This window comes from Sedimenticola selenatireducens (genome assembly GCF_007625115.1).
Lineage (GTDB): Bacteria > Pseudomonadota > Gammaproteobacteria > Chromatiales > Chromatiaceae > Sedimenticola > Sedimenticola selenatireducens_A.
Map to the genome: position 1 here is coordinate 335908 of NZ_VMNH01000005.1, position 20698 is coordinate 356605.

Sequence of the window (20698 nt, forward strand, 5' to 3'; positions counted from 1 at the left end):
ACTAAGCCTGCAGTATAGAAATATCCGCGACACCCAGGAACAGTGCACTCAACCGATTTAGCAAGGCTAATCGATTGGCACGAATGGCCGGATCATCGGCCATCACCATCACCTGATCAAAGAACGCGTCTACAGGTTCTCTCAATGTAGCCAGACTTGTCAGAACCTGTTCGTAGGCAAACTTCTCCATAAGCGGTGAGATTTCCAAGGTCTTTTGATCGATACCCGCATAGAGGGCCTGCTCTTGTTCGGACTCAAACAGCGAGGGGTTAACGTCGCTGGCGATTGGCAGCTCACTCTTTTTCAGGATATTGCGAATCCGTTTGTTGGCAGCTGCCAGTGATTCAGCCTGCGGCAGGGCCCGGAAGGCGATTACAGCCTGTATACGGCGGTCAAAATCGGCAATCGATTCAGGCCTTGTGGCGGCCACTGCTTCAAACAGATCGATAGCAATCTGTTGATCCAGATAGATGCCCTTTAAGCGATCCATCATAAACCCATACACCTGATCAACTGTGTCTGCTGCGGGTTGTCTATCCGCGAGCAGTTTGGCTGCCGCTTCTAACAGCTGATTGAGATTTACGGGCAGATTATGCTCACGCATGATGCGCAGGGCACCCAGCGCCGCACGGCGTAGTGCGAAGGGATCCTTGTCGCCCGTAGGTTTCATACCGATGCCAAAGATGCCAACCAGGGTATCGAGTCGTTCTGCCAGAGAGAGCGCGATTCCGGTTTTCGTTTTCGGCAGCTTGTCGCCTGAGAAACGGGGCATGTAAAACTCATCCAGGGCTGTGGCAACCTCATCTGCCTCACCATCACGCTTGGCCAGATAGCGCCCCATGATGCCCTGCATCTCGGGGAATTCGAGCACCATCTCAGACATCAGATCACACCGACTCAACATGCCGGCTTTTTCAGCCAGCGCCTTATCACCCTCGATCATGCTGGCGATCAGGGAAGCCAGGGCCGCGACACGGACACTCTTGTCGTACATGGAGCCCAGTTTTTGCTGAAACAGGACGGTTTTTAATGAATCAATCCGACTGTCGAGTGTGTGCTTGCCATCCTGACGCCAGAAAAACATGGCATCACTCAGCCTGGGTCGAACAACACGCTCATTGCCCTCTTTAATGAGCTCTGGTTTCGGGCTGTCGATATTGGCGATTGTGATGAAGTGGTTCATCAGGTTTCCTTGATGATCCACCAGATGGAAATACTTCTGGTTTTTCTTCATGGTGCTGATCAGCGCCTCGTGGGGCACTTCAAGAAAACCTACCTCGAAACCTGCGGTGATGGGAACGGGCCATTCAACCAATCCTGTCACCTCATCCAATAAATCAGGATCGATCTCCGCATGTCCGCCAATGGCTTCGGCACTCTGCTGCACCTGCAGGCGGATTTTTTCCCGACGCATTTCAAAATCGGCCAGGATATAGCCCTGCTGTTCTAACTGTTCAGCATAACGGCGGGGGCTTTCGATGGTGATCGTATCCGGGTGATGGAAACGGTGTCCCCGAGACTCATTGCCGGCTTGAGTATCTAAAAGTTGGCAGGGAACAATGGCGTCCCCCAGCATGAAGACCATCCATTGTACGGGACGCACAAACTGGGCCTCTGAACTGCCCCAGCGCATGCGCTTGGGAATGGGCAGGCGATTCAGTGCTTCTTCAGCAATACTCGGCAGAAGGGTCATGGCAGGCTTGCCCTGTTCACTGACCTGGTAGACCAGCCATTCACCCTTATCCGTGGTTAGACGTTCAAGTTGGTCAACCGTCGTTCCACAGGAGCGGGCAAACCCCTCGGCCGCTTTTGACGGATTACCCTCGGCATCAAAGGCGGCTTGAACGGCGGGTCCACGACGCTGCGATTCACTATCCGGTTGCGCCGTTTGGCAGTCTTCGATCAACAGAGCGAGGCGTCTCGGCGTGGCATACGCCTTGACGGCGCCATGGCGGAGATTGGCTCGATCCAGGCCTTCCAAAAAAGAGGCCGTGAAAGAATCTGAGAGTTTCTTCAGTGCAATCGGGGGCAGCTCTTCGGTGCCGAGTTCAAACAGCAAATCGGCAGACTGACTCGCGCCTTCCGGCCGTCCAATTTCATTCCCGACGAAATTGTCAGCCATTGGCTTGCTCCTTCTGATCTTTAAGCATGGGGAAGCCGAGTTTCTCTCGGGCATCAAAATAGGCTTGGGCGACGGCACGGGCGAGCGTGCGCACCCGTAGGATATAGCGTTGTCGCTCGGTTACCGAGATGGCATGACGGGCATCCAGTAGGTTGAATGCATGGGATGCCTTTAAGACTTGCTCGTAGGCAGGCAGTGGCAATCCAAGCTCAATCAATTTGCTGCTCTCTTTTTCGCACTGGTCAAACAGGGCAAACATGAACTCTACATCGGCATGCTCAAAATTGTAGGCAGACTGTTCAACCTCATTCTGATGGAAGACATCGCCATAGGTGACGGGGCCATTCGGGCCATGCGTCCAGATCAGGTCAAACACACTCTCAACACTCTGCAGATACATCGCAATGCGTTCCAGTCCGTAAGTGATCTCCCCGGTTACCGGACGACAGTCGAGTCCACCAACTTGCTGGAAATAGGTAAACTGGGTCACCTCCATACCGTTTAGCCAGACCTCCCATCCCAGACCCCAGGCTCCCAGGGTAGGTGATTCCCAGTTGTCTTCGACGAAACGAATATCGTGGACCTTGGTGTCGAGTCCCAGCATCTCCAGTGATCCCAGGTAGAGTTCCTGAATATTCAGCGGTGAGGGCTTCATTGCTACTTGAAACTGGTAGTAGTGCTGTAAACGGTTGGGATTTTCGCCGTAGCGACCATCCGTCGGACGACGTGAGGGTTGTACATAGGCGGCATTCCACGGCTCGGGGCCGATGGAACGGAGAAATGTGGCCGTGTGGAAAGTGCCGGCACCCATCTCCATGTCGTAAGGCTGAAGAATGACACAACCTTGATCTGCCCAGTATTGCTGCAGGGCAAATATTAAACCCTGAAAAGTCGTTGCGTCAGGGCTATTTTTAGATATTGTCATAGCTTAAAGTTAAGGCTCTATATATAAAAGGAAAAGTTAATCGCGCCAGTATATCTTTTTGGCAGCTGATTGTTGAGCCTGTTGCACATTTATGATGGATTTTGCCTCTTTGCTACCTGTCGGTGGGTTATCCGGCCAGAGTTGTCCCTAGGATTATATTTCCATATTGAACAATACTTTGAAGTCAGGTGACCCAAGCGCATACAATACCCGTTCGATACGCCTCCAGATTTATTACCGTCATGACAAAACAACGTAAAGCCGTAGCCCTCATCTCCGGTGGGCTCGACTCATTATTGGCCGCCAAAGTGATTCAGGAACAGGGTATTCATGTAGAAGGGATCAACTTTTTCACCGGCTTTTGTGTTGAGGGACATACCCATGCCATCCGCCAAAAGGACCGCTCCCGGCCCAAGCGCAACAATGCCTTGTGGGTTGCAGAGCAGTTGGGGATCAAGCTGCATATCGTGGATATTATCGAGGAGTACAAGGATGTGGTGTTTAATCCCAAGCATGGCTATGGCGCCAATTTAAACCCTTGCCTGGATTGCAAGATCTTCATGGTTAAGAAGGCCTTTGAATGGATAGAGGAGAATGACTTCGACTTTATTATCACCGGTGAAGTCGTTGGACAGCGGCCAATGTCGCAGCGTAAAGATACCATGCCGGTAGTGGCCCGGGATTCAGGCGCGGCAGATCGCTTGGTCAGGCCGCTCTCTGGTCAGAATCTGCCGGTAACACTGCCTGAGCGTGAGGGTTGGATCTCCAGGGATGGACTGTATGGTTTCAATGGCCGGAGTCGCAAACCCCAGATGGCATTGGCCAAACAGTTTGGTTTGGAAGATTACGCCCAACCGGCGGGGGGTTGCTGTTTTTTGACCGATGCGCAATATTCAGTCAAGTTGGCTGATCTGTGGAAGGCGCGTGGCGAAAAGCAGTATGAGATCGATGATATTATGTTGCTTAAGGTCGGTCGTCATCTCAGGCCAAAGCCACACTTCAAGGTGATTATCTCCCGGGAGGAGGGCGAGGGTAATTTTCTCCACGGCTACCGCAAAGAGTACGTTGCCCTGAGTACGGTCAGCCATGCCGGTCCGCTGGCTCTTATTGAAGGTGAGGTTGATTCCGCTGACATTGAGCTGGCTTGCCAACTGGTTGCCCGTTACAGTCAAGGCAAGGCTGAAGCGCAGGTCGAGATGGATGTGCGCCATTTGGATGGCACCCACCAGCAGGTCAGCGTGAAACCACTTTCCAGCGATGCAATTCCACAAGCGTGGTATATATGAAAACAGTGATTGTCGACGCAAGGCGTTTACTCTGTCCTATGCCCGTGATTAGGGTGCAGAATCAAGTGAAGGAACTGCCTGCTGGCACACGGGTTGAGGCGATCTGCACCGATCCCGGTGCACTGAATGATATACCGGCCTGGTGCAGGATCAACGGCCATAAGCTGATTGAAACCCGAACGGAAAATAACGAATACATCATTGTTGTGGAAGTGGTTGAGGGCGATTGAAGGCGATGGATCAGCGAGCGGAGGAGAAACAGCTACGTTATCAGGCCATTCAGCGCGTCACGATTGTGGGTGTGCTGGTCAACCTCGTACTCGCAGTCAGCAAGACCAGTATTGGTTTCATTGCCCAGTCTCAATCACTGGTGGCGGATGGTATTCACTCTCTATCTGATCTGCTGTCGGATGCGCTGGTATTCTTTGCTTCAAAACATGCCCATCAAGGCCCAGATGAGGACCACCCCTATGGGCATGGGCGTTTTGAGACGGCAGGAACGCTCGGTCTGGGTCTGTTGCTGGCCCTGGTGGCCATTGGCATCACCTGGGATGCGGTGGAACGCCTCTTCTCACCGGAGGCACTGCTTCATCCTAAGCCCCTTGCCCTGTATGCCGCACTCTTCTCGATCCTCGCTAATGAGTGGCTTTACCATTACACGGCACGGGTAGCAAGGCGGATAAAATCTGATCTGTTGCAAGCCAATGCCTGGCACCATCGTTCGGATGCACTCTCCTCCATCGTGGTATTGGTGGGTGTCGCCGGTACTATGGCGGGTCTTCCCTATCTGGATGCCATCGCAGCCATCGGCGTCGGTCTCATGATTGCCAAGATTGGCTGGGATCTGAGCTGGCCTGCATTCCAGGAGTTGGTGGATGAGGGTCTGGATGAAGATCGGCTGGAAAAGATTCGTGGAATCATTTGCCATATTGGCGGAGTGCAGGATATTCATATGCTTCGCACCCGACGCATCGGTGGCGAGGCCACGGTTGATGTGCATATCCTGGTTGAACCCTGGTTGAGTGTTTCGGAAGGCCACATGATTGGCCAGACGGTGATTGATCGGTTATTGGAAGGGGTCAGTGAAGTGATGGATGTCACCGTCCATATTGATCCGGAAGATGACGAAATCGCCATTCCCTGTGAGGGGTTGCCCTTGCGGGCGGCCGCAGAAAAACTGCTTGAACAGCAGTGGACCGATATTCCAGGTGCTGATCGTCGTAAGCGGGTCGTGTTTCATTATCTGGAGGGAAAGATAGGCGTCGACGTCTACTTCTCATTGGATGACTTGGCGGAGCCTGAAATACTGCGAGCCTTTCAGCAGACGCTGGAAGAACGGGCCTTGCGAAGACCAGAGTTTGGCGCCGTGCGGGTATATTATGGCTAACGCACCATAATGGGGCCTTATTGCTGTTTTACGCACCATTATAGTGCTTTTATTGATCGCTGACCGCCGGAACCCCTTCATGGGCGTACCTTTTTTGCACCTCCGCCCACGCTGTGATGGGGCGCTAATTGACTGTATTTATTTCTGTTTCCAGAGATGGGTACATTCGTAGTAAAATCACGGGCTCGGTCATGGAGGGGAGTTTTTTGGTCCCATGGTCGTGGCACAGTACTTGCTAATTCTACGGGCATGCTTTGACTGCCCTGAACTGGGCATCTCAAAACTTACTCATTTTTTAGTGTGTGGCCACAGTGTGGTCCAAACAATTTAATACTAACTGCTGGAGAACCTCATGGCCTCAAAAGTCCTGAAGATGATCAAAGACAACGAAGTGAAGTTCGTCGATTTCCGCTTCACCGATACCCGTGGTAAAGAGCAACACGTTTCTGTTCCTGCTCACACTATCGATGAAGATCTCTTCACCGACGGTAAGATGTTTGATGGTTCTTCCATCGCAGGTTGGAAGGGTATTAATGAATCTGACATGATTCTGATGCCGGATGCATCAAGTGCTGTTCTGGATCTCTTCTCGGATGAAGTGACCATCAACATCACCTGCGATATCCTGGAGCCTTCCACCATGGAAGGGTATGAGCGTGATCCCCGTTCTGTAGCACGTCGTGCTGAAGCTTACCTGCAATCTACCGGTATTGCCGATTCCGCATTTTTTGGCCCAGAGCCTGAATTCTTCATCCTGGATGATATCCGCTGGGGAGCCGACATGAGCGGAGCCTTCTACAAGATTGATTCGGAAGAGGCTGGCTGGAACTCTGAGCGCGTTTACAATGACGGCAACATCGGTCACCGTCCTGGCACCAAGGGCGGCTATTTCCCCGTACCGCCAGTTGACTCACTAAACGATATCCGTGCCGCCATGTGTCTGGCGATGGAAGAGATGGGTGTTCCTGTTGAGGTTCATCACCACGAGGTTGCTACCGCAGGTCAGTGTGAGATCGGTACCAAGTTCAGTACTCTGGTAGAGCGTGCAGACTGGGTTCAGATCCAGAAGTACGTCACCTGGAACGTCGCTCACGCTTATGGCAAGACGGCTACCTTTATGCCGAAACCGCTGGTAGGTGACAACGGTTCCGGTATGCACGTGCATATGTCGCTGGCGAAAAATGGCGAGAACCTGTTTGCCGGTAACCTCTATGGTGGTCTGTCTGAGACTGCACTGTATTACATTGGTGGTGTCATCAAGCATGCCCGTGCCCTGAATGCCTTCACCAACCCTTCCACCAACTCCTATAAGCGTCTGGTCCCTGGATTCGAAGCCCCTGTTATGCTGGCTTACTCAGCCCGTAACCGTTCTGCCTCCATCCGTATCCCATTTGTCAGTAGCCCCAAGGGTCGCCGTGTTGAGGTTCGTTTCCCGGATCCTACCGCTAACCCCTATTTGGCCTTTGCTGCATTGATGATGGCTGGTCTGGACGGTATCCAGAACAAGATTCACCCCGGTGAGGCGATGGATAAAGACCTGTATGACCTGCCAGCCGAAGAGGCCCTCTCTATCCCGACCGTCTGCCACAGTCTGGATCAGGCGCTTGAGGCACTGGATGCAGATCGTGAATTCCTCACCGCTGGTGGTGTATTCACCGATGATCTGATTGATGCCTTCATCGCCCTGAAAATGGAAGATGTGACACGTATCCGCATGACCACCCACCCGGTGGAGTTTGACATGTACTACAGCTTGTAAGCACTTCCTTTCTACGTTGTTAAAAACGCCTCCATCCGGGGGCGTTTTTTATACAGGCTTTGTTCCTCTAGCATCACTCATCGACAAAACAGTACGGTTGGTCTGGCCGCTATTGAGAGGATCACTACCCTGAGCTATGCTCACAGTATGAGAGCATTATTCGTTTTATGTCTGCTTTTGCTATCCGTCCCCGGGCAATCGGAGATTTATAAATGGGTGGACAGTAAAGGCGAAGTTCACTATTCCGACACGCCCTCGCGGGATGCGGAGCAGATAAAGCTGTCTGATCCCACCATTTACACGCCAACGGGTGTCGCAGCTTCAGCCGGTTCTGCTCAGACTCCCGCAGCAAAGGCCCCAGATAAAATTAACTACAGCAGTTTTGTCATTGTGGCGCCTGGAAACAATGAGGTGGTGCAGAGCAATGATGGTACCGTGACGGTCCAGTTTCAGATTGAGCCCGGATTGAAGTCAGGTCATTACATCTTGCCCGTGTTGGATGGCACTATCCTTACCCAGAAAGCGACCAGCTCAGTCTTGATACTGAATGGGTTAGAGCGAGGCGCGCACATGCTGCATGCCAGTATCTATAATGCGGGCGGCAGTCTCTTGTCTCGCTCTAATATCGTACAGTTTTTTGTTCGACAAACCTCTGTTGTGGAAGATGGTAAGTCTCCGGATTTGCCAGATTCTGGCAGTAGTGGCCAATCGGGTGTTGATGCGCCTCAGTACAAACCTGGTGCAGCTCCTGGTTACACGCCAGGAGCCAGTAGCAACTTCACACCTGATCCCACCGATTCATCACCTGGCCAGGACAACACTAAGTTCGACCCCACCAGTAAACCGATCTCATCGTCACCTGGGCAGACTAATCCGGCCTTCAAGCCGAATTATTAATCCTGCCGGAGCGCTCTAAAGCAGCCTCCCTACAGAAGGGTTGTAATAAAACTCGTCTGATTGAACACCCATGCACTATATTAGTGCATGAGTGTTCTCTGTCTTTTGCCTCTTCCTCGCCGTACAGGCCTGTAAATAGTGCTAAAAGCGTAACAGAGCGCTATTTCGATTATTGGTTCAGAAATTGCTACAGGCTCAGCTATGAATGAGATCTACGCCACACTGAAAACATATCAGCAGCGCATTTTGGAAAATCTCAGTACCGCTGTGCTGCTGTTGGATAAAGCGCTCTGCCTACGCTATATGAATCCTGCGGCAGAGATGCTTTTCGAAGTCAGTGTACGCCACATGGTGGGTAATCCCGCTGAATTGCTGATTCACTGCGAAGAAGGGGTAACCCGTGAGAGTCTGATGCAGGCATTGGAAACAGGCCACCCCTTTACTGAGCGCGAACTGAATCTTTCCCTGCCGGATGGCAAACGAGCAACAGTAGATTGTACGGTCATTCCACTGCATGAGTCGGATGAGGATTGCGGTCTATTGATCGAGATTCAGCAGATTGACCGGCAATTGCGCATCAGTCGTGAAGAGCATCTGCTGTCGCAGCATCAGGCCGCACAGGAGTTGATCCGTGGTCTGGCCCATGAGATCAAGAATCCTCTCGGTGGTTTGCGAGGTGCGGCGCAACTACTGGAACAGGAGCTGCCCGATTCGGCGCTGATTGAATATACACAGATCATCATAAACGAAGCGGATCGCCTGAAAAATCTGGTCAACCGGATGTTGGGCTCTAATCGGTTACCCACTCTGCAGGAAGTGAATGTTCACTCACTACTGGAGCGGGTACGCAATCTGGTGTTAGTGGAGTCACAACAAAAACTGAATATCACACGTGATTATGATCCGAGTATTCCAGATCTACTGTTGGATCGTGACAGCATTATTCAGGCGTTGTTGAATATTCTTCGCAATGCCGCCCGAGAAATTAGTGGTGATCCACAAGGCTGCATCATCTTGCATACCCGTATCTTGCGGCAATTCACCATCGGTAATCGACGTTACCGTCTGGTGGCGCAGATTGGTATTGAAGATAACGGCCCGGGTATCCCCGAATCGATCAGAGAAAAGCTCTTTTACCCGATGGTGACTGCCAGCGATGATGGGGTAGGCCTAGGCCTCAGCATCGCTCAGTCACTGATTAATCAGCATGGTGGACTTATTGAGTGCACCAGCGAGCCCGGAAAGACACTTTTTAGTGTGTTGCTGCCAGTGGAGAACCCGAATGCCACCAAATAGTAGTGTATGGGTCATCGATGATGATCGTTCTATTCGCTGGGTCCTGGAAAAGGCCTTTGAAAAAGCCGGCTTGAGTGTCCGCTGCTTTCCCAGTGCGGATGGCGTTTTGGAGTCGCTGCTGCGAGAGCAGCCAGACGTGATTGTCTCGGATATTCGCATGCCGGGAATGGATGGATTATCACTGCTGGAAAGGATTAACGAGGTCTATCCCGATCTGCCGGTGATCATCATGACTGCCCACTCGGATCTGGACAGTGCCGTAGCCGCTTATCACGGCGGTGCCTTTGAATATCTTCCCAAACCCTTTGATGTAGATGAAGCGGTAGAGCAGGTCTCGCGCGCCTGTCGCAAGAGCCGTGGTGCTACACAACGGAAAGAGGAGGAGACCCAGTCGAGTCCGGAAATAATTGGCGAGGCCCCGGCAATGCAGGAGGTGTTTCGTGCCATCGGTCGCCTTGCACGCTCCAATATCACTGTATTGATCAATGGTGAGTCCGGCACCGGCAAGGAGTTGGTTGCCCAGGCGCTGCATCGACATAGCCCGCGGGCGAAGCAGCCCTTTATCGCCTTGAATATGGCGGCTATTCCAAGAGATCTGATGGAGTCTGAGCTATTTGGTCATGAGCGCGGTGCCTTTACCGGCGCACAAGCTCGAAGGGTGGGTCGCTTTGAGCAGGCCGATGGTGGCACCCTGTTTCTGGATGAGATCGGTGATATGCCTCCAGAGCTGCAGACTAGGCTGCTGCGTGTGTTGGCGGACGGTGAGTTTTATAGGGTCGGTGGCCATGAACCGGTGAAGGTGGATGTGCGGATCATTGCGGCCACACATCAGAACCTGGAGCAGTTGGTTAAGGAGGGCCGTTTTCGCGAGGATCTGTTTCACCGCCTGAATGTGATCAGGATACACATACCCTCGCTGAGTGAACGTCAGGAGGATATCGGTCTGTTGATGCGTTATTTTCTCTCTTTGGCCGCAGAAGAGCTGGGGGTAGAGACTAAGACGCTACTACCTGAAACGTTATCCACACTAGAGCAGTTGAGTTGGCCGGGCAATGTTCGGCAGTTGGAGAATACGGCCCGCTGGTTGACCGTCATGGCTTCTAGTCAGGAGGTCCACATCAAGGATTTACCACCCGAGCTGCTTGAGTCGGATGAGCCGAGAGAACAGGGAGAGGATTGGCAATTATCTCTGCGTAACTGGGCACGCAAGCGATTGCTACAGGGGCATGAGGCTTTGCTCGATGAAGTTACGCCCGCCTTCGAGACGATTATGATTGAAACTGCACTGGAGCAGACTGGCGGTAGAAAGCAGGACGCTGCTAAACTACTGGGGTGGGGCCGCAATACCCTGACCCGTAAGATTAAAGAGCTGGGTCTGGAGGTCCAAGATACCTAACGAGCAGTACGCATAGGAATATAAAAATGGATAGTAGCAGTATCGAACTACCAGGCACTGAGATTGAAAGCATCGACATTGAGAATGGCCAGGTTTCGATCCGTTTTTCGCCGGCCTACATCATCAAGACAATATCGGGCTCAGATGAGCGCACACGCTGGCGCCAAGTGGGTACCCTGATTTTTTCCGAGGCTGAACTGGAAGGCGAAATACCGACAGTACCCTGTATCTGTGAAGGGGGCGATGTTGGGCAGAGCGTCTTTACCTACCGGGATATGATTCCACTCCCGTTTGAGGGGAGAGGCCATGCCCACTGTGATCTGCGTATTAAAGGAACAGATCAGCACCTCAAGGTAGTGGGGGAGCGGGTCAAGCTGGATATGGATGACCGGCCCTACTATATCGAACATATTCGTTCGTCTTAAACTATTTCGCTTGGACTGGTTTTGCTCGGTTACTAGCGCGGCAATGCCAGTGCCCGAATAGGTACCAACAGTTCTGGCTGATCCCACTCCCGGCTTCCCAGGGCGCGATAGACAATACGTCCTTCCTGATCCACGACATAGGTAATGGGCAGGCGCATCGCATCCCAGCGGGTTGATACCTCCGTATCAAGATCGAGCAGGATGGGGAAATCAACTGGCTCTTTCTGCAGATAGTCTGTAACCCGTTTTTCCTTCTCCCCGACATTGATAGCGATCAGCTCAATGCCGTGCTTTTTTAACCATGCCGCCCCACGATTTAAAGCAGGCATCTCCTTTCGACAGGAAGGGCACCAGGTGGCCCAGAAGTTGATAACTACGACTTTACCCCGATAATCATTCAGCGATACCGTTTTTCCATAGGTATCCTTTAATGTAAAAGGCGGTGCTTCGGGACGCGCATCCACGAGTGACAGGAGACGCGCCGCTGATGCAGTCCCAATAGAGAAAAAGAGCAAAAGCGCCAACAGGGTAGCGGTTAATCGCGGGGTATTCATGGGATTGTTTCCAGCAGCAGCTTGGCCATAGCACTTCGGCATATCATGGCTTAGATATTCAGTAGGGCCTGGGCGTGGGCGATTTGGTCTTTTGCCTGCTCCAGTATTTTAAGGCTCATACGAGGCGTTAACTCGCCCAACTCAAGCCGGCTGTGGGCCGGGACTTCATCAATAGCCGGCAGGTGTAGTCCCTTGTTGTTGCCGATATAACTGTGCAGTTGGGCGATGATCACCAGGTCACAGTAGTCTGGAACCTCACCTTTATTCCGCATCCACTGTTCGGCCTCCAGGGCGGTGATGACAAAATCGCTGGGAAAGCGCCAGTTGTTCATGATCATGCTACCGATCTGGGCACGCATATTGGTGATGGCCTGATCAATCATTGCTGGCTGCATTGCTTCGTCTGGAAAATTTTTCGCGTAGTTCAGAATGGCCACGATACCGATATCGTGCAGGAGTCCTACCAGCATGGCATGCTCTGGTTTAAAGCGTCGATCCTGTTTTGCCAATACATAGCAGATTGCTGCCACATGGGTGCTGTGTTTCCAGAGTTGTTGCATACGACTCTGCAGGAGCGCAGAGTCAGATTGAAACAGCTCTTTAAGGGCATAGGAGAGGACCAGCTTGTGGGTGACATCACCCCCCAGTCTGACCACCGCTGCGCTGCAGGTGTCGACGGGGTTTCTGCCGCCATAAAAGGCGCTGTTCGCCGCTTTAATCAGTTTTGCCGTGATGACCGGGTCAATCTGTATAAGCTCGGCAATCTGCTGAGCATCACTTATACCATCCTCCAGGGCTCGGCCAATACGAATGGCCACTTCGGGTAGGCTGGGCAGCTGAAGACAGTCTTGCTCGAGGTCACTTAGTAGTTGCGCTGAGAGCTGATCTTCAAAATCGGTCGTTTCATTGAGCGCCTCACCACTGACCTCATACCCTTCAATTCCTCCTTGGATGGGGTGGTTGGCCGACAGGTTTTCCAGATAGGCATTATCGATCATCAGATACCGAACAGGGGTCTGGCATTTGACCTGATATTGACGCGGGCGCAATTGGGCAATAGGGGACATTGCTGAGCGGTCGTCGGCGCTGATCTCCCGCTTATGCCCATCCTTGGAGGAAAGTAACAGGGTGCCTTCCAGTAGAAAATAGGTTTGATCATCATTGCTGGCCAGTTCCATCAGTATCTGATTAGGAACGGCTTGCTTTATTTCAGCCACGCCAGCCAGCAGCGTTAACTGCTGACCGCTGAGCGCTTGCAAGGGTATGAAGCGCTTAAGTTCGTCAGTGCTGGGGTGGTTTATTGTACGATCCATGATGCTAAACCCTGTTACCGCCTGCTTCACAAATGAGCGGGGTTGGTATTGAACCGGTTTTAAAAAATCTTGCCTGTTGCGTTAGTCACTCAAAGGGCGTAATCGTTCAGCAGCAGGTTCTGGCCGGTCTGGGACTATTAAGCGCAAGCGTACCCGTTAACTGCTGAACCGATTGCAATCCGTGTCTTTCAAGATACGCTGTTATACCACGATTTATCTTGCCGCAGATCAGCGGGTCGTAAAACAGTGCTGTACCAATGCCCACTGCCGTTGCGCCGGCGATCAGGAACTCCAGGGCGTCTTCTGCCGTAGTGATTCCACCTTGACCGATAATGGGGATGCCGTGATCTCTGCACACCTGATAGACCTGGTGCACCTTGAGCAGTGCAACTGGCTTGATGGCAGGACCAGAGAGCCCACCCTGATTATTACCAATGATAGGTGTTCGGCTTTCGATATCAATGGCCATGCCCATTAAAGTATTAATCACCGCGAAGGCATCTGTTCCTGCCTCGATACAGCCGCGAGCATTGGCAGCAATATCGGTCTGATTAGGAGAGAGCTTGGTGATCAGGGGTTTATTTGTGAGCTTGCGACACGCTTCCACTACGCGGGCAGACATCGCGGGATCATTACCAAAGGCCACGCCACCCTCTTTGACATTTGGGCAGGAGATATTGATCTCGATGGCATCAATGGGGGAATCATCAAAACGCCGGGTGACTTCCTCGTACTCCTCAATGGTAGAACCAGAGACATTGGCAATAAAGCGTGTTTCAGTGAAATCCAGTGTCGGCAGGATTTCCCGTACCACCTTGTCGACGCCGGGATTCTGCAGGCCGATCGCATTGAGCATGCCTTCCGGGGTTTCGTAGATCCGGTGAGGTGTATTACCCAGCCGTGCTGCTCCGGTGGTGCCTTTCAGACAGATCGCCCCGGCATCCCTATTGCTAAAGCCGGCCACCCGTGTGTACTCTTCGCCAAAGCCTACACAGCCTGAGAGTAGCACCAGGGGTGTGTTGAATCTGAGACCGCAGAAATCAACGGCAAGGGGCGAGTCACTGGTTGTTGTCATTTTAATGGTTCCGTTTTCATGTTTAACATAGCGCTGTATGAGCCCGAAATTCCGCCCAATACAGGTAATATCATACGCCTCTGTGCCAACAGTGGCAGCAGACTTCATCTCATCCATCCGCTCGGATTTACTCTGGAGCATAAGCAGCTGCGAAGGGCCGGGCTAGATTATCATGATCTTGCCTTGCTCGAAGAGTATGCAGACCTGGATACCTTTATGGCTGAGCAAACCCCCCAGCGACTATTCGCTTGTTCGACGCGGGGCAAGCGCTGTTATAGCGATGCTGAATTTCTACCGGGGGACACGTTATTGTTTGGTCCAGAAACACGCGGTCTTCCGCAGGTGTTGTTGGACGGGTTACCGGATGAGCAGTTGATTCGAATACCCATGCAGGCGGGCAACAGAAGTCTTAATCTCTCCAATGCAGTCGCCATCATTCTTTACGAGGCGTGGCGTCAGCAGGGCTTTGCAACGTTATCGCGTTAACCAATTTCTGGTTTTTTATCTCTTTCCAGCAGGGCTTGCACCGCAGATTTTGGATCAAGACCCTGATACAGCACCCGTTGAATCTGCTCGGTGATAGGCATCTCTACACCGAGTGCATGCGCCTTGCTACAGATCTCCCGGGTTGCCATTACCCCTTCAACTTCTTGGCCAATCTCCTGCTTCGCCTGTTTGATGGTGGCACCACGTGCCAATGCCAGCCCCATTCTGCGGTTTCGGGATTGGTCATCCGTGCAGGTCAGTACCAGATCGCCCATACCCCCGAGGCCGATAAAGGTCTCCATCTTGCCGCCCATTGCGAGCCCCAGACGCATAATTTCATTCAGGCCCCGGGTGATCAGTGCGGCACGTGCATTGGCGCCGAAGTGGAGGCCATCGGAGATCCCGGCACCGATGGCCATGACGTTTTTTGCAGCTCCGCCTATCTCCAGGCCAATAACATCATTCGTGGTATAGGCGCGAAAGCAGTCGGAGTGGAGATAGCTGGCAATGCGTTCAGCATAGACCTCGGATTCAGAGGCGACGGTTACGGCGGTTGGCAGACCTGCCGCAACCTCTTTGGCAAAGCTGGGTCCTGAGATCACCGCTGTTGGTCGTGTATTACCAAGGATCTCTTCAGCGACCTCGTGAAGTAAGCGGCCGGTTTCCGGCTCCAGTCCTTTGGTTGCCCAGCAGAGACCGATGCCGCTTGGCAAATACGAGGCAATGTTTTTCAGCGCGCTGGCAAAGGCATGGCTGGGTACGGCAACCAGCACTTCATCCACGCCCTTCAGCGCTTCCGTGAGCTCAGCAACCGGATGAAGATTCTCCGGGAATGGAATACCCGGAAGAAAAACCCGATTCTCCCGATCGTTTGCAAGTGCCTGCATCTCTTCAGGCAAGTGTCCCCACAGCTTTACCTTGACGCCATTGCGCGCCAAGAGAATCGCCAGTGCCGTGCCCCAAGAGCCGGCACCAATGACAGCAAAGACGGTAGAAGCCCCGGACATGGTCAATTAGTGGGTAGCCGGCTCTGCTGACTGGGCTTGCTCTTGCATGTGCTGAGCGTAGAGTGCGTCAAAACTGACTGGAGTGAGGAGCAGTTGCGGGAAGCTGCCTTTGCTGACCAGATCGGAGACCACTTCACGGGCATATGGGAAGAGGATATTAGGACAGTAGGCACCCAACATGTGTCCCATCTCTGCATCCGGGAAGTTGCGGATGGTGAAGATACCACCTTGTTGTACCTCAACCAGATAGGCAGTCTTATCGCCGATCTTTGTGGTGACGGTGACGGTTAGGACAATCTCAAACAGGTCATTATCCAATTTGCTGACGTTACTGTTGAGATTCAAGTTAGATTCTGGTTTCCACTCTTGGGTGAATATGCTCGGCGAATTAGGCGTCTCAAAGGAGATATCTTTCACAAATATACGCTGCAGTGAAAATTCGCGGCTCGGCTCAGTAGCTTGGGCATTTTCGTCGGTCATAACTTGGATCTCGGTTGTCGTTCAATTAAAGGGTTAAGAGGATTATTTCTTGCTGACGGGCAGACTATCACTCTGCCAGGCTAGCATACCGCCTTGCAGGTTATAGACCGGTTCAATGCCAGCGTCGCGCAGGGTTTTGCAGGCGGCGGCGGATTGAGCTCCCGAGCGGCAAGCGACAATGATCGGTTTTCCCTTATGCTTGGCGACCAGATTGATCTGATTCTTCAAGGCAGTGGTCGGGATATTGATGGCATTGACGATATGGCCGTTGTTGAAATCAGCAATTGGGCGAACATCCACCACAACGGCATCCTCACGGTTGATCATCTGGGTAGCCTGCATCGGTGCAACGGAGAGCTTACCGCCAAACCCGGCAATCAGATTCTGTGCAATCAGCACCAGCACGATCACGAGGCCGGAAAAGAGGAGAATGTGATTGGTTATAAATTCAATAAGTTGTTGCATGGATATCGGCTGCTTGATGTCAGTAAATAAATGGGATTGTTCGAGGGAGCCCATTCTAGACCAGGGCGCGGGGACGTACCATCCTTGAGCAGGAAATTATACCTTTACGAAATGGGATCGCCATCCTGCGTTGGATTAAACACAAAACGGGAAATTAGCGTTCCCGTTTTGTTTTATGCATGAGCTCAATCGCGCAATGTGTGGGTTGTTTAGTGCCCGTGCGAGCAAAATACCTCACGCATCATGCCGATCAGTTTTAAGGTGCGGGAATCACTGACCCGATAATAGACGCGATTGGCATCCTTACGGGATGCGAGAATACCTTTATCCCTAAGAATGGCGAGATGCTGTGATATGTTGCTTTGGGAGGTGCCGACGTGCTCAACGATCTCTTGCACACTGATCTCTTCATCGCCAAGGGTGCAGAGAATCTTCAATCGCAGCGGGTGTGACATCGCCTTCAGTGAGCGCGATGCGCGTTCAATATCTTCATCATCAGCCAACAGGCCGTCGATATCATGATCGACTTGATTTGTGCTACCGAGCACAGGGACTTTGGGGCTTCCAAATTTTTGTTCCATTACACTGGGCCTTGGTTAATACAACTATGGTTACTAAAAAATACACACGTTGGTAATCAGAGAAAAGAGATTGGGCAAGACCCCGATATAGCTGATAAACCGCCAGGTTAGACGTGCTACAGCATTTCTCTACTACTACTTAAACCCACTGAAACTCAACGAAACTCAACGAAACTTTATAAAGAAAACAATAATAAGCTGTTTTACGCAAATGTATCCTGTTTTTCAATCACAATAAATACTTAACCCATATTTATTAATGGGTTTTATCCAGAAACGGTTAATGTTGATCCTATTAAAATGGTGTAATATCGCGTTTATTTCAATGAGTTAGCCCATTTACTGGGATAATACGCATTATGGAGTGCCAACAGAGATGTCTTCCAGAGTAAAACCTGCTGTTCTGCTGATCATGGATGGCTGGGGTTATAGCGAGGAACCGCGCTCAAACGCCATCCTCGCCGCCCATACACCAGTGTGGGATCAGTTGTGGGAGCAATCGCCCCATACCCTGATTGGTACTTCCGGGGCTGAGGTGGGTCTCCCGGATGGTCAGATGGGCAATTCTGAGGTGGGTCACCTTAATCTGGGTGCCGGTCGTGTGGTCTATCAAGAGTTTACCCGCGTCAGTCGCTCAATTCGCACAGGCTCCTTTTTTACCAATCGAACCCTGGTGGATGCTGTTGACCGGGTCATTGAAAAGGATAAGGCGGTTCACATCTTTGGTCTGCTCTCTCCCGGCGGCGTGCATAGCCATGAAGGGCATATCCACGCCATGGCCAAACTGGCCGTAGAACAAGGTGCCAAACGGGTCTATGTGCACGCTTTTCTGGATGGGCGGGACATGCCCCCCAAGAGTGCGGCCGCTTCTATCAGGGCAATGAATGACCAGTTCGAGGCGCTTGGATGTGGGCGCATAGCCAGTATTGTAGGTCGATTTTATGCCATGGACCGGGACAATCGCTGGGATCGGGTACAGCAGGCCTATGACATGCTGGTATTGGGGCAGGCTGAATTTACCGCCACAAATGCCGAACTCGCATTGCAGCAGGCCTATGAGCGAGGCGAAACGGATGAGTTCGTCAAGACCACCCGCATCATCCCTGAAGGCGAGACCGGCATTACCATAGAAGATGGTGATGCGGTGCTGTTCATGAACTACCGCTCTGACCGCGCCAGGGAGTTGACTCGGGCCTTTATTGAGGCCGATTTTGATGGGTTTGAGCGGATGCGGGTTCCACAGCTAAGCAGTTTTGTCAGTCTTACCGAGTACAGCAGCGATTTTGATATTCCCGTGGCCTTTCCCTCAGAGCGGCTGGACAATGTCTTTGGCGAGTACATCTCCAAGCTGGGATTGAGGCAGCTGCGTCTGGCAGAAACAGAGAAGTATGCCCATGTTACCTTCTTCTTTAACGGTGGACGTGAAGAGGTCTTTGAGGGTGAGGATCGCATTCTAATCCCTTCACCAAAGGTCAATACCTATGATTTGAAGCCGGAGATGAGTGCGCCAGAGGTGACCGATGCACTGGTTGAGGCCATCGCCAGTGGTAAATATGATGCCATTATTTGCAACTATGCCAACTCAGACATGGTGGGTCATACGGGCCAGTTTGATGCGGCGGTGAAGGCGATTGAGGCACTCGACCACTGCCTTGGAAGAGTGGTTACCGCCGTGCAACAGGTGGGCGGCGAAATGCTGATCACGGCTGATCATGGCAATGCGGAGCAGATGGAGGATGTAGAGAATGATCAACCTCACACTGCCCATACCCAAAATCCGGTACCCTTGGTCTATGTGGGCCGCCCGGCCCAGCTAAAACAGAACGGTGCGCTGTGTGATATAGCCCCCACCTTGTTGACCCTAATGGGACTGCCAGTTCCCTCCGAGATGCAGGGCCACTCATTGCTGGAGATGATTGATGCGGATGAAGAAAGTGCAGTGCAGCCGGCCTGATGTCCCGTGAATTGCCTGTGATGAGGCGGGTGGGTGTTTGCCTGCTGGTGCAGCTGATGTTGCTTTATCCTTGTGTCGGTGTTGCAGAGACCTCAATCAGTAGTCGAGAGGGCGAGCTGCAAAAACTGCAAGGAGCAATCTCCTCGCTGCAGAGTGAATTGAGTGACAGTGAAAAAGCCCGACAGACCTTGCAAAGCCAGTTACAAGTAGCTGAACAGAAGATCGGAAAAACTACCCGGCATCTTCGGGTACTCGCAGGTAGTTTGAAGCGACAACAGCAGAAGTTGGATCAACTCAAGAGCGAGCGGGCCGATCAGATTAAAGCACTTGAACTTAATCGACGGGCTCTGGCTCAGCAGCTTCGTTCTGCTTATGCCATGGGGCGTCAGGAGCGCGTCAAGATCTTGCTAAATCAACAGGACCCTGCCGTGGTAAGCCGCATGTTGGTCTACTACGATTATTTCAACCGTGCCAGGAATGAACAGATTGCCCGCATCGGAACGGTGCTGAGTGATTTACAGGAGACGGAAGCCGCCTTGTTGGTAGAGGATCGGCATCTGCGAGAAATCCAGGCCAAAGTTGTCAGCGAGAAGACTGCGCTTGATGAAGAGCAACAGACAAGGGAGAGGGTGCTCGCCAGTTTGAAGCTGGATATTAAGAGCAAAGGTGAGATTCTGCTAGGCTATAAAAAGGATGAACAGCAGCTCCAATCGCTGGTCAAAAGGCTACAAACAGAGCTATTGACGCTCCCGGTCGAGACAGAGAAGCATAAGCCGTTCAAGCAACTAAAAGGTAAGCTGAAGTGGCCAACCAAAGGGCGCCTGGCGAACAGTTTTGGAACGGCCAGAGGTGCCAGCCTAAAATGGGATGGTGTTGTGATCGCCGCAAAAGAGGGCCAGGAAGTGCGTTCGGTGCATCATGGCCGGGTCGCCTTTGCCGACTGGTTGCGGGGTTTTGGTCTGTTGCTGATCATTGATCATGGCGATGGCTATATGAGTCTTTACGGCCACAATCAAAGCCTTTTTAAAGAGGCCGGCGAATGGGTGGAACCCGGGGAATCGGTTGCCTTAGTGGGCAACAGTGGTGGCCAGACCAACCCAGGGGTATATTTCGGCATCCGCTACAACGGACGACCCGTCAATCCGAAGCAGTGGTGTGAAGGTATTCGAGGAAAAAGGATAGGGATGCAACAGTTGGATTTTGCGAATACATCCAGACTCGCCTCCTTAATTAACGATGCATCCATGATCAACAGGCCTGACGCTATTGACATGGCGGCAAGATAACCGA

Annotated in this window: 20 protein-coding genes; 11 read left to right on the forward strand and 9 right to left on the reverse strand. The window is 52.1% G+C overall.

The window, feature by feature from the left end; translation table 11 throughout:
* Window position 1: 1 nt before the first annotated feature.
* Window positions 2-2122 carry a glycine--tRNA ligase subunit beta gene (glyS, locus tag FHP88_RS05340; protein ID WP_144357979.1) on the reverse strand — a complete coding sequence of 707 codons (2121 nt, stop codon included), beginning with the start codon at window positions 2120-2122 and terminating at the stop codon, window positions 2-4.
* The gene (gene glyQ / locus FHP88_RS05345) at window positions 2115-3047 is read right to left on the reverse strand and encodes a glycine--tRNA ligase subunit alpha (protein WP_144357980.1); all 933 of its coding nucleotides are present in this window, start codon (window positions 3045-3047) and stop codon (window positions 2115-2117) included. Before glyQ ends, glyS begins: the two co-directional genes overlap by 8 nt.
* Window positions 3048-3289: 242 nt before the next feature.
* Between glyQ and FHP88_RS05350 the strand changes: the two genes are divergently transcribed.
* From FHP88_RS05350 to FHP88_RS05385, 8 genes are all read left to right on the forward strand, one after another.
* Entirely contained in the window at window positions 3290-4333 is a 1044-nt protein-coding gene (locus FHP88_RS05350; RefSeq protein ID WP_144357981.1) for a tRNA (5-methylaminomethyl-2-thiouridylate)-methyltransferase, read from the forward strand.
* Window positions 4330-4563 (forward strand): sulfurtransferase TusA family protein, encoded by a 234-nt coding sequence (locus FHP88_RS05355; RefSeq protein ID WP_144357982.1) that lies wholly within the window; start codon window positions 4330-4332, stop codon window positions 4561-4563. The genes FHP88_RS05350 and FHP88_RS05355 overlap by 4 nt, the downstream gene beginning before the upstream one ends.
* A 5-nt stretch (window positions 4564-4568) precedes the next feature.
* Window positions 4569-5720, forward strand: coding sequence for a cation diffusion facilitator family transporter (locus tag FHP88_RS05360; RefSeq protein ID WP_144357983.1), 1152 nt, complete (start codon window positions 4569-4571; stop codon window positions 5718-5720).
* A gap of 352 nt (window positions 5721-6072) precedes the next feature.
* Complete coding sequence (glnA, locus tag FHP88_RS05365) at window positions 6073-7479, forward strand: glutamate--ammonia ligase (protein WP_144357984.1); 1407 nt, start codon at window positions 6073-6075, stop codon at window positions 7477-7479.
* A gap of 147 nt (window positions 7480-7626) precedes the next feature.
* Window positions 7627-8376: a DUF4124 domain-containing protein gene (locus tag FHP88_RS05370; protein WP_144357985.1), complete on the forward strand. Its 750-nt coding sequence runs from the start codon at window positions 7627-7629 to the stop codon at window positions 8374-8376.
* A gap of 201 nt (window positions 8377-8577) precedes the next feature.
* Window positions 8578-9672 carry a nitrogen regulation protein NR(II) gene (glnL, locus tag FHP88_RS05375; protein ID WP_144357986.1) on the forward strand — a complete coding sequence of 365 codons (1095 nt, stop codon included), beginning with the start codon at window positions 8578-8580 and terminating at the stop codon, window positions 9670-9672.
* Window positions 9659-11068 carry a nitrogen regulation protein NR(I) gene (gene ntrC / locus FHP88_RS05380; RefSeq protein WP_144357987.1) on the forward strand — a complete coding sequence of 470 codons (1410 nt, stop codon included), beginning with the start codon at window positions 9659-9661 and terminating at the stop codon, window positions 11066-11068. Before glnL ends, ntrC begins: the two co-directional genes overlap by 14 nt.
* 26 nt (window positions 11069-11094) lie before the next feature.
* Window positions 11095-11493, forward strand: a complete 399-nt coding sequence (locus tag FHP88_RS05385; protein ID WP_144357988.1) for a hypothetical protein — start codon at window positions 11095-11097, stop codon at window positions 11491-11493.
* A 32-nt stretch (window positions 11494-11525) separates the two neighbouring features.
* On the opposite strand, the gene FHP88_RS05390 is transcribed toward FHP88_RS05385, so the two are convergent.
* The 3 genes from FHP88_RS05390 to FHP88_RS05400 all read right to left on the reverse strand — a co-directional run bounded on the left by FHP88_RS05390 (window position 11526) and on the right by FHP88_RS05400 (window position 14435).
* Window positions 11526-12047, reverse strand: a complete 522-nt coding sequence (locus FHP88_RS05390) for a peroxiredoxin family protein (RefSeq protein ID WP_186297621.1) — start codon at window positions 12045-12047, stop codon at window positions 11526-11528.
* Window positions 12048-12097: 50 nt separating this feature from the next.
* On the reverse strand, window positions 12098-13360 hold the full coding sequence (locus FHP88_RS05395) for an HDOD domain-containing protein (RefSeq protein ID WP_144357990.1): 1263 nt from the start codon (window positions 13358-13360) through the stop codon (window positions 12098-12100).
* Between the two features lie 106 nt (window positions 13361-13466).
* Window positions 13467-14435 carry a dihydroorotate dehydrogenase gene (locus FHP88_RS05400; protein WP_144357991.1) on the reverse strand — a complete coding sequence of 323 codons (969 nt, stop codon included), beginning with the start codon at window positions 14433-14435 and terminating at the stop codon, window positions 13467-13469.
* An 18-nt stretch (window positions 14436-14453) separates the two neighbouring features.
* Between FHP88_RS05400 and FHP88_RS05405 the strand changes: the two genes are divergently transcribed.
* Window positions 14454-14921: a tRNA (cytidine(34)-2'-O)-methyltransferase gene (locus FHP88_RS05405; protein ID WP_144357992.1), complete on the forward strand. Its 468-nt coding sequence runs from the start codon at window positions 14454-14456 to the stop codon at window positions 14919-14921.
* Here the strand turns inward: FHP88_RS05405 and FHP88_RS05410 are convergent.
* The 4 genes from FHP88_RS05410 to FHP88_RS05425 form a co-directional block, all read right to left on the reverse strand.
* Window positions 14918-15928, reverse strand: coding sequence for an NAD(P)H-dependent glycerol-3-phosphate dehydrogenase (locus tag FHP88_RS05410; protein ID WP_144357993.1), 1011 nt, complete (start codon window positions 15926-15928; stop codon window positions 14918-14920). The genes FHP88_RS05405 and FHP88_RS05410 overlap by 4 nt on opposite strands.
* Window positions 15929-15934: 6 nt before the next feature.
* The gene (gene secB, locus FHP88_RS05415) at window positions 15935-16408 is read right to left on the reverse strand and encodes a protein-export chaperone SecB (RefSeq protein ID WP_144357994.1); all 474 of its coding nucleotides are present in this window, start codon (window positions 16406-16408) and stop codon (window positions 15935-15937) included.
* A 42-nt stretch (window positions 16409-16450) separates the two neighbouring features.
* Entirely contained in the window at window positions 16451-16873 is a 423-nt protein-coding gene (locus FHP88_RS05420) for a rhodanese-like domain-containing protein (protein ID WP_144357995.1), read from the reverse strand.
* Between the two features lie 209 nt (window positions 16874-17082).
* Window positions 17083-17454 carry an ArsR/SmtB family transcription factor gene (locus FHP88_RS05425; RefSeq protein ID WP_144357996.1) on the reverse strand — a complete coding sequence of 124 codons (372 nt, stop codon included), beginning with the start codon at window positions 17452-17454 and terminating at the stop codon, window positions 17083-17085.
* 376 nt (window positions 17455-17830) lie between these two features.
* Here FHP88_RS05425 and gpmI point away from each other — a divergent pair, with 376 nt between their 5' ends.
* Together gpmI and FHP88_RS05435 are read left to right on the forward strand one after the other, a co-directional pair.
* Complete coding sequence (gpmI, locus tag FHP88_RS05430; protein ID WP_144357997.1) at window positions 17831-19408, forward strand: 2,3-bisphosphoglycerate-independent phosphoglycerate mutase; 1578 nt, start codon at window positions 17831-17833, stop codon at window positions 19406-19408.
* The gene (locus FHP88_RS05435) at window positions 19408-20694 is read left to right on the forward strand and encodes a murein hydrolase activator EnvC family protein (protein WP_144357998.1); all 1287 of its coding nucleotides are present in this window, start codon (window positions 19408-19410) and stop codon (window positions 20692-20694) included. The genes gpmI and FHP88_RS05435 overlap by 1 nt, the downstream gene beginning before the upstream one ends.
* Window positions 20695-20698 lie beyond the last annotated feature (4 nt).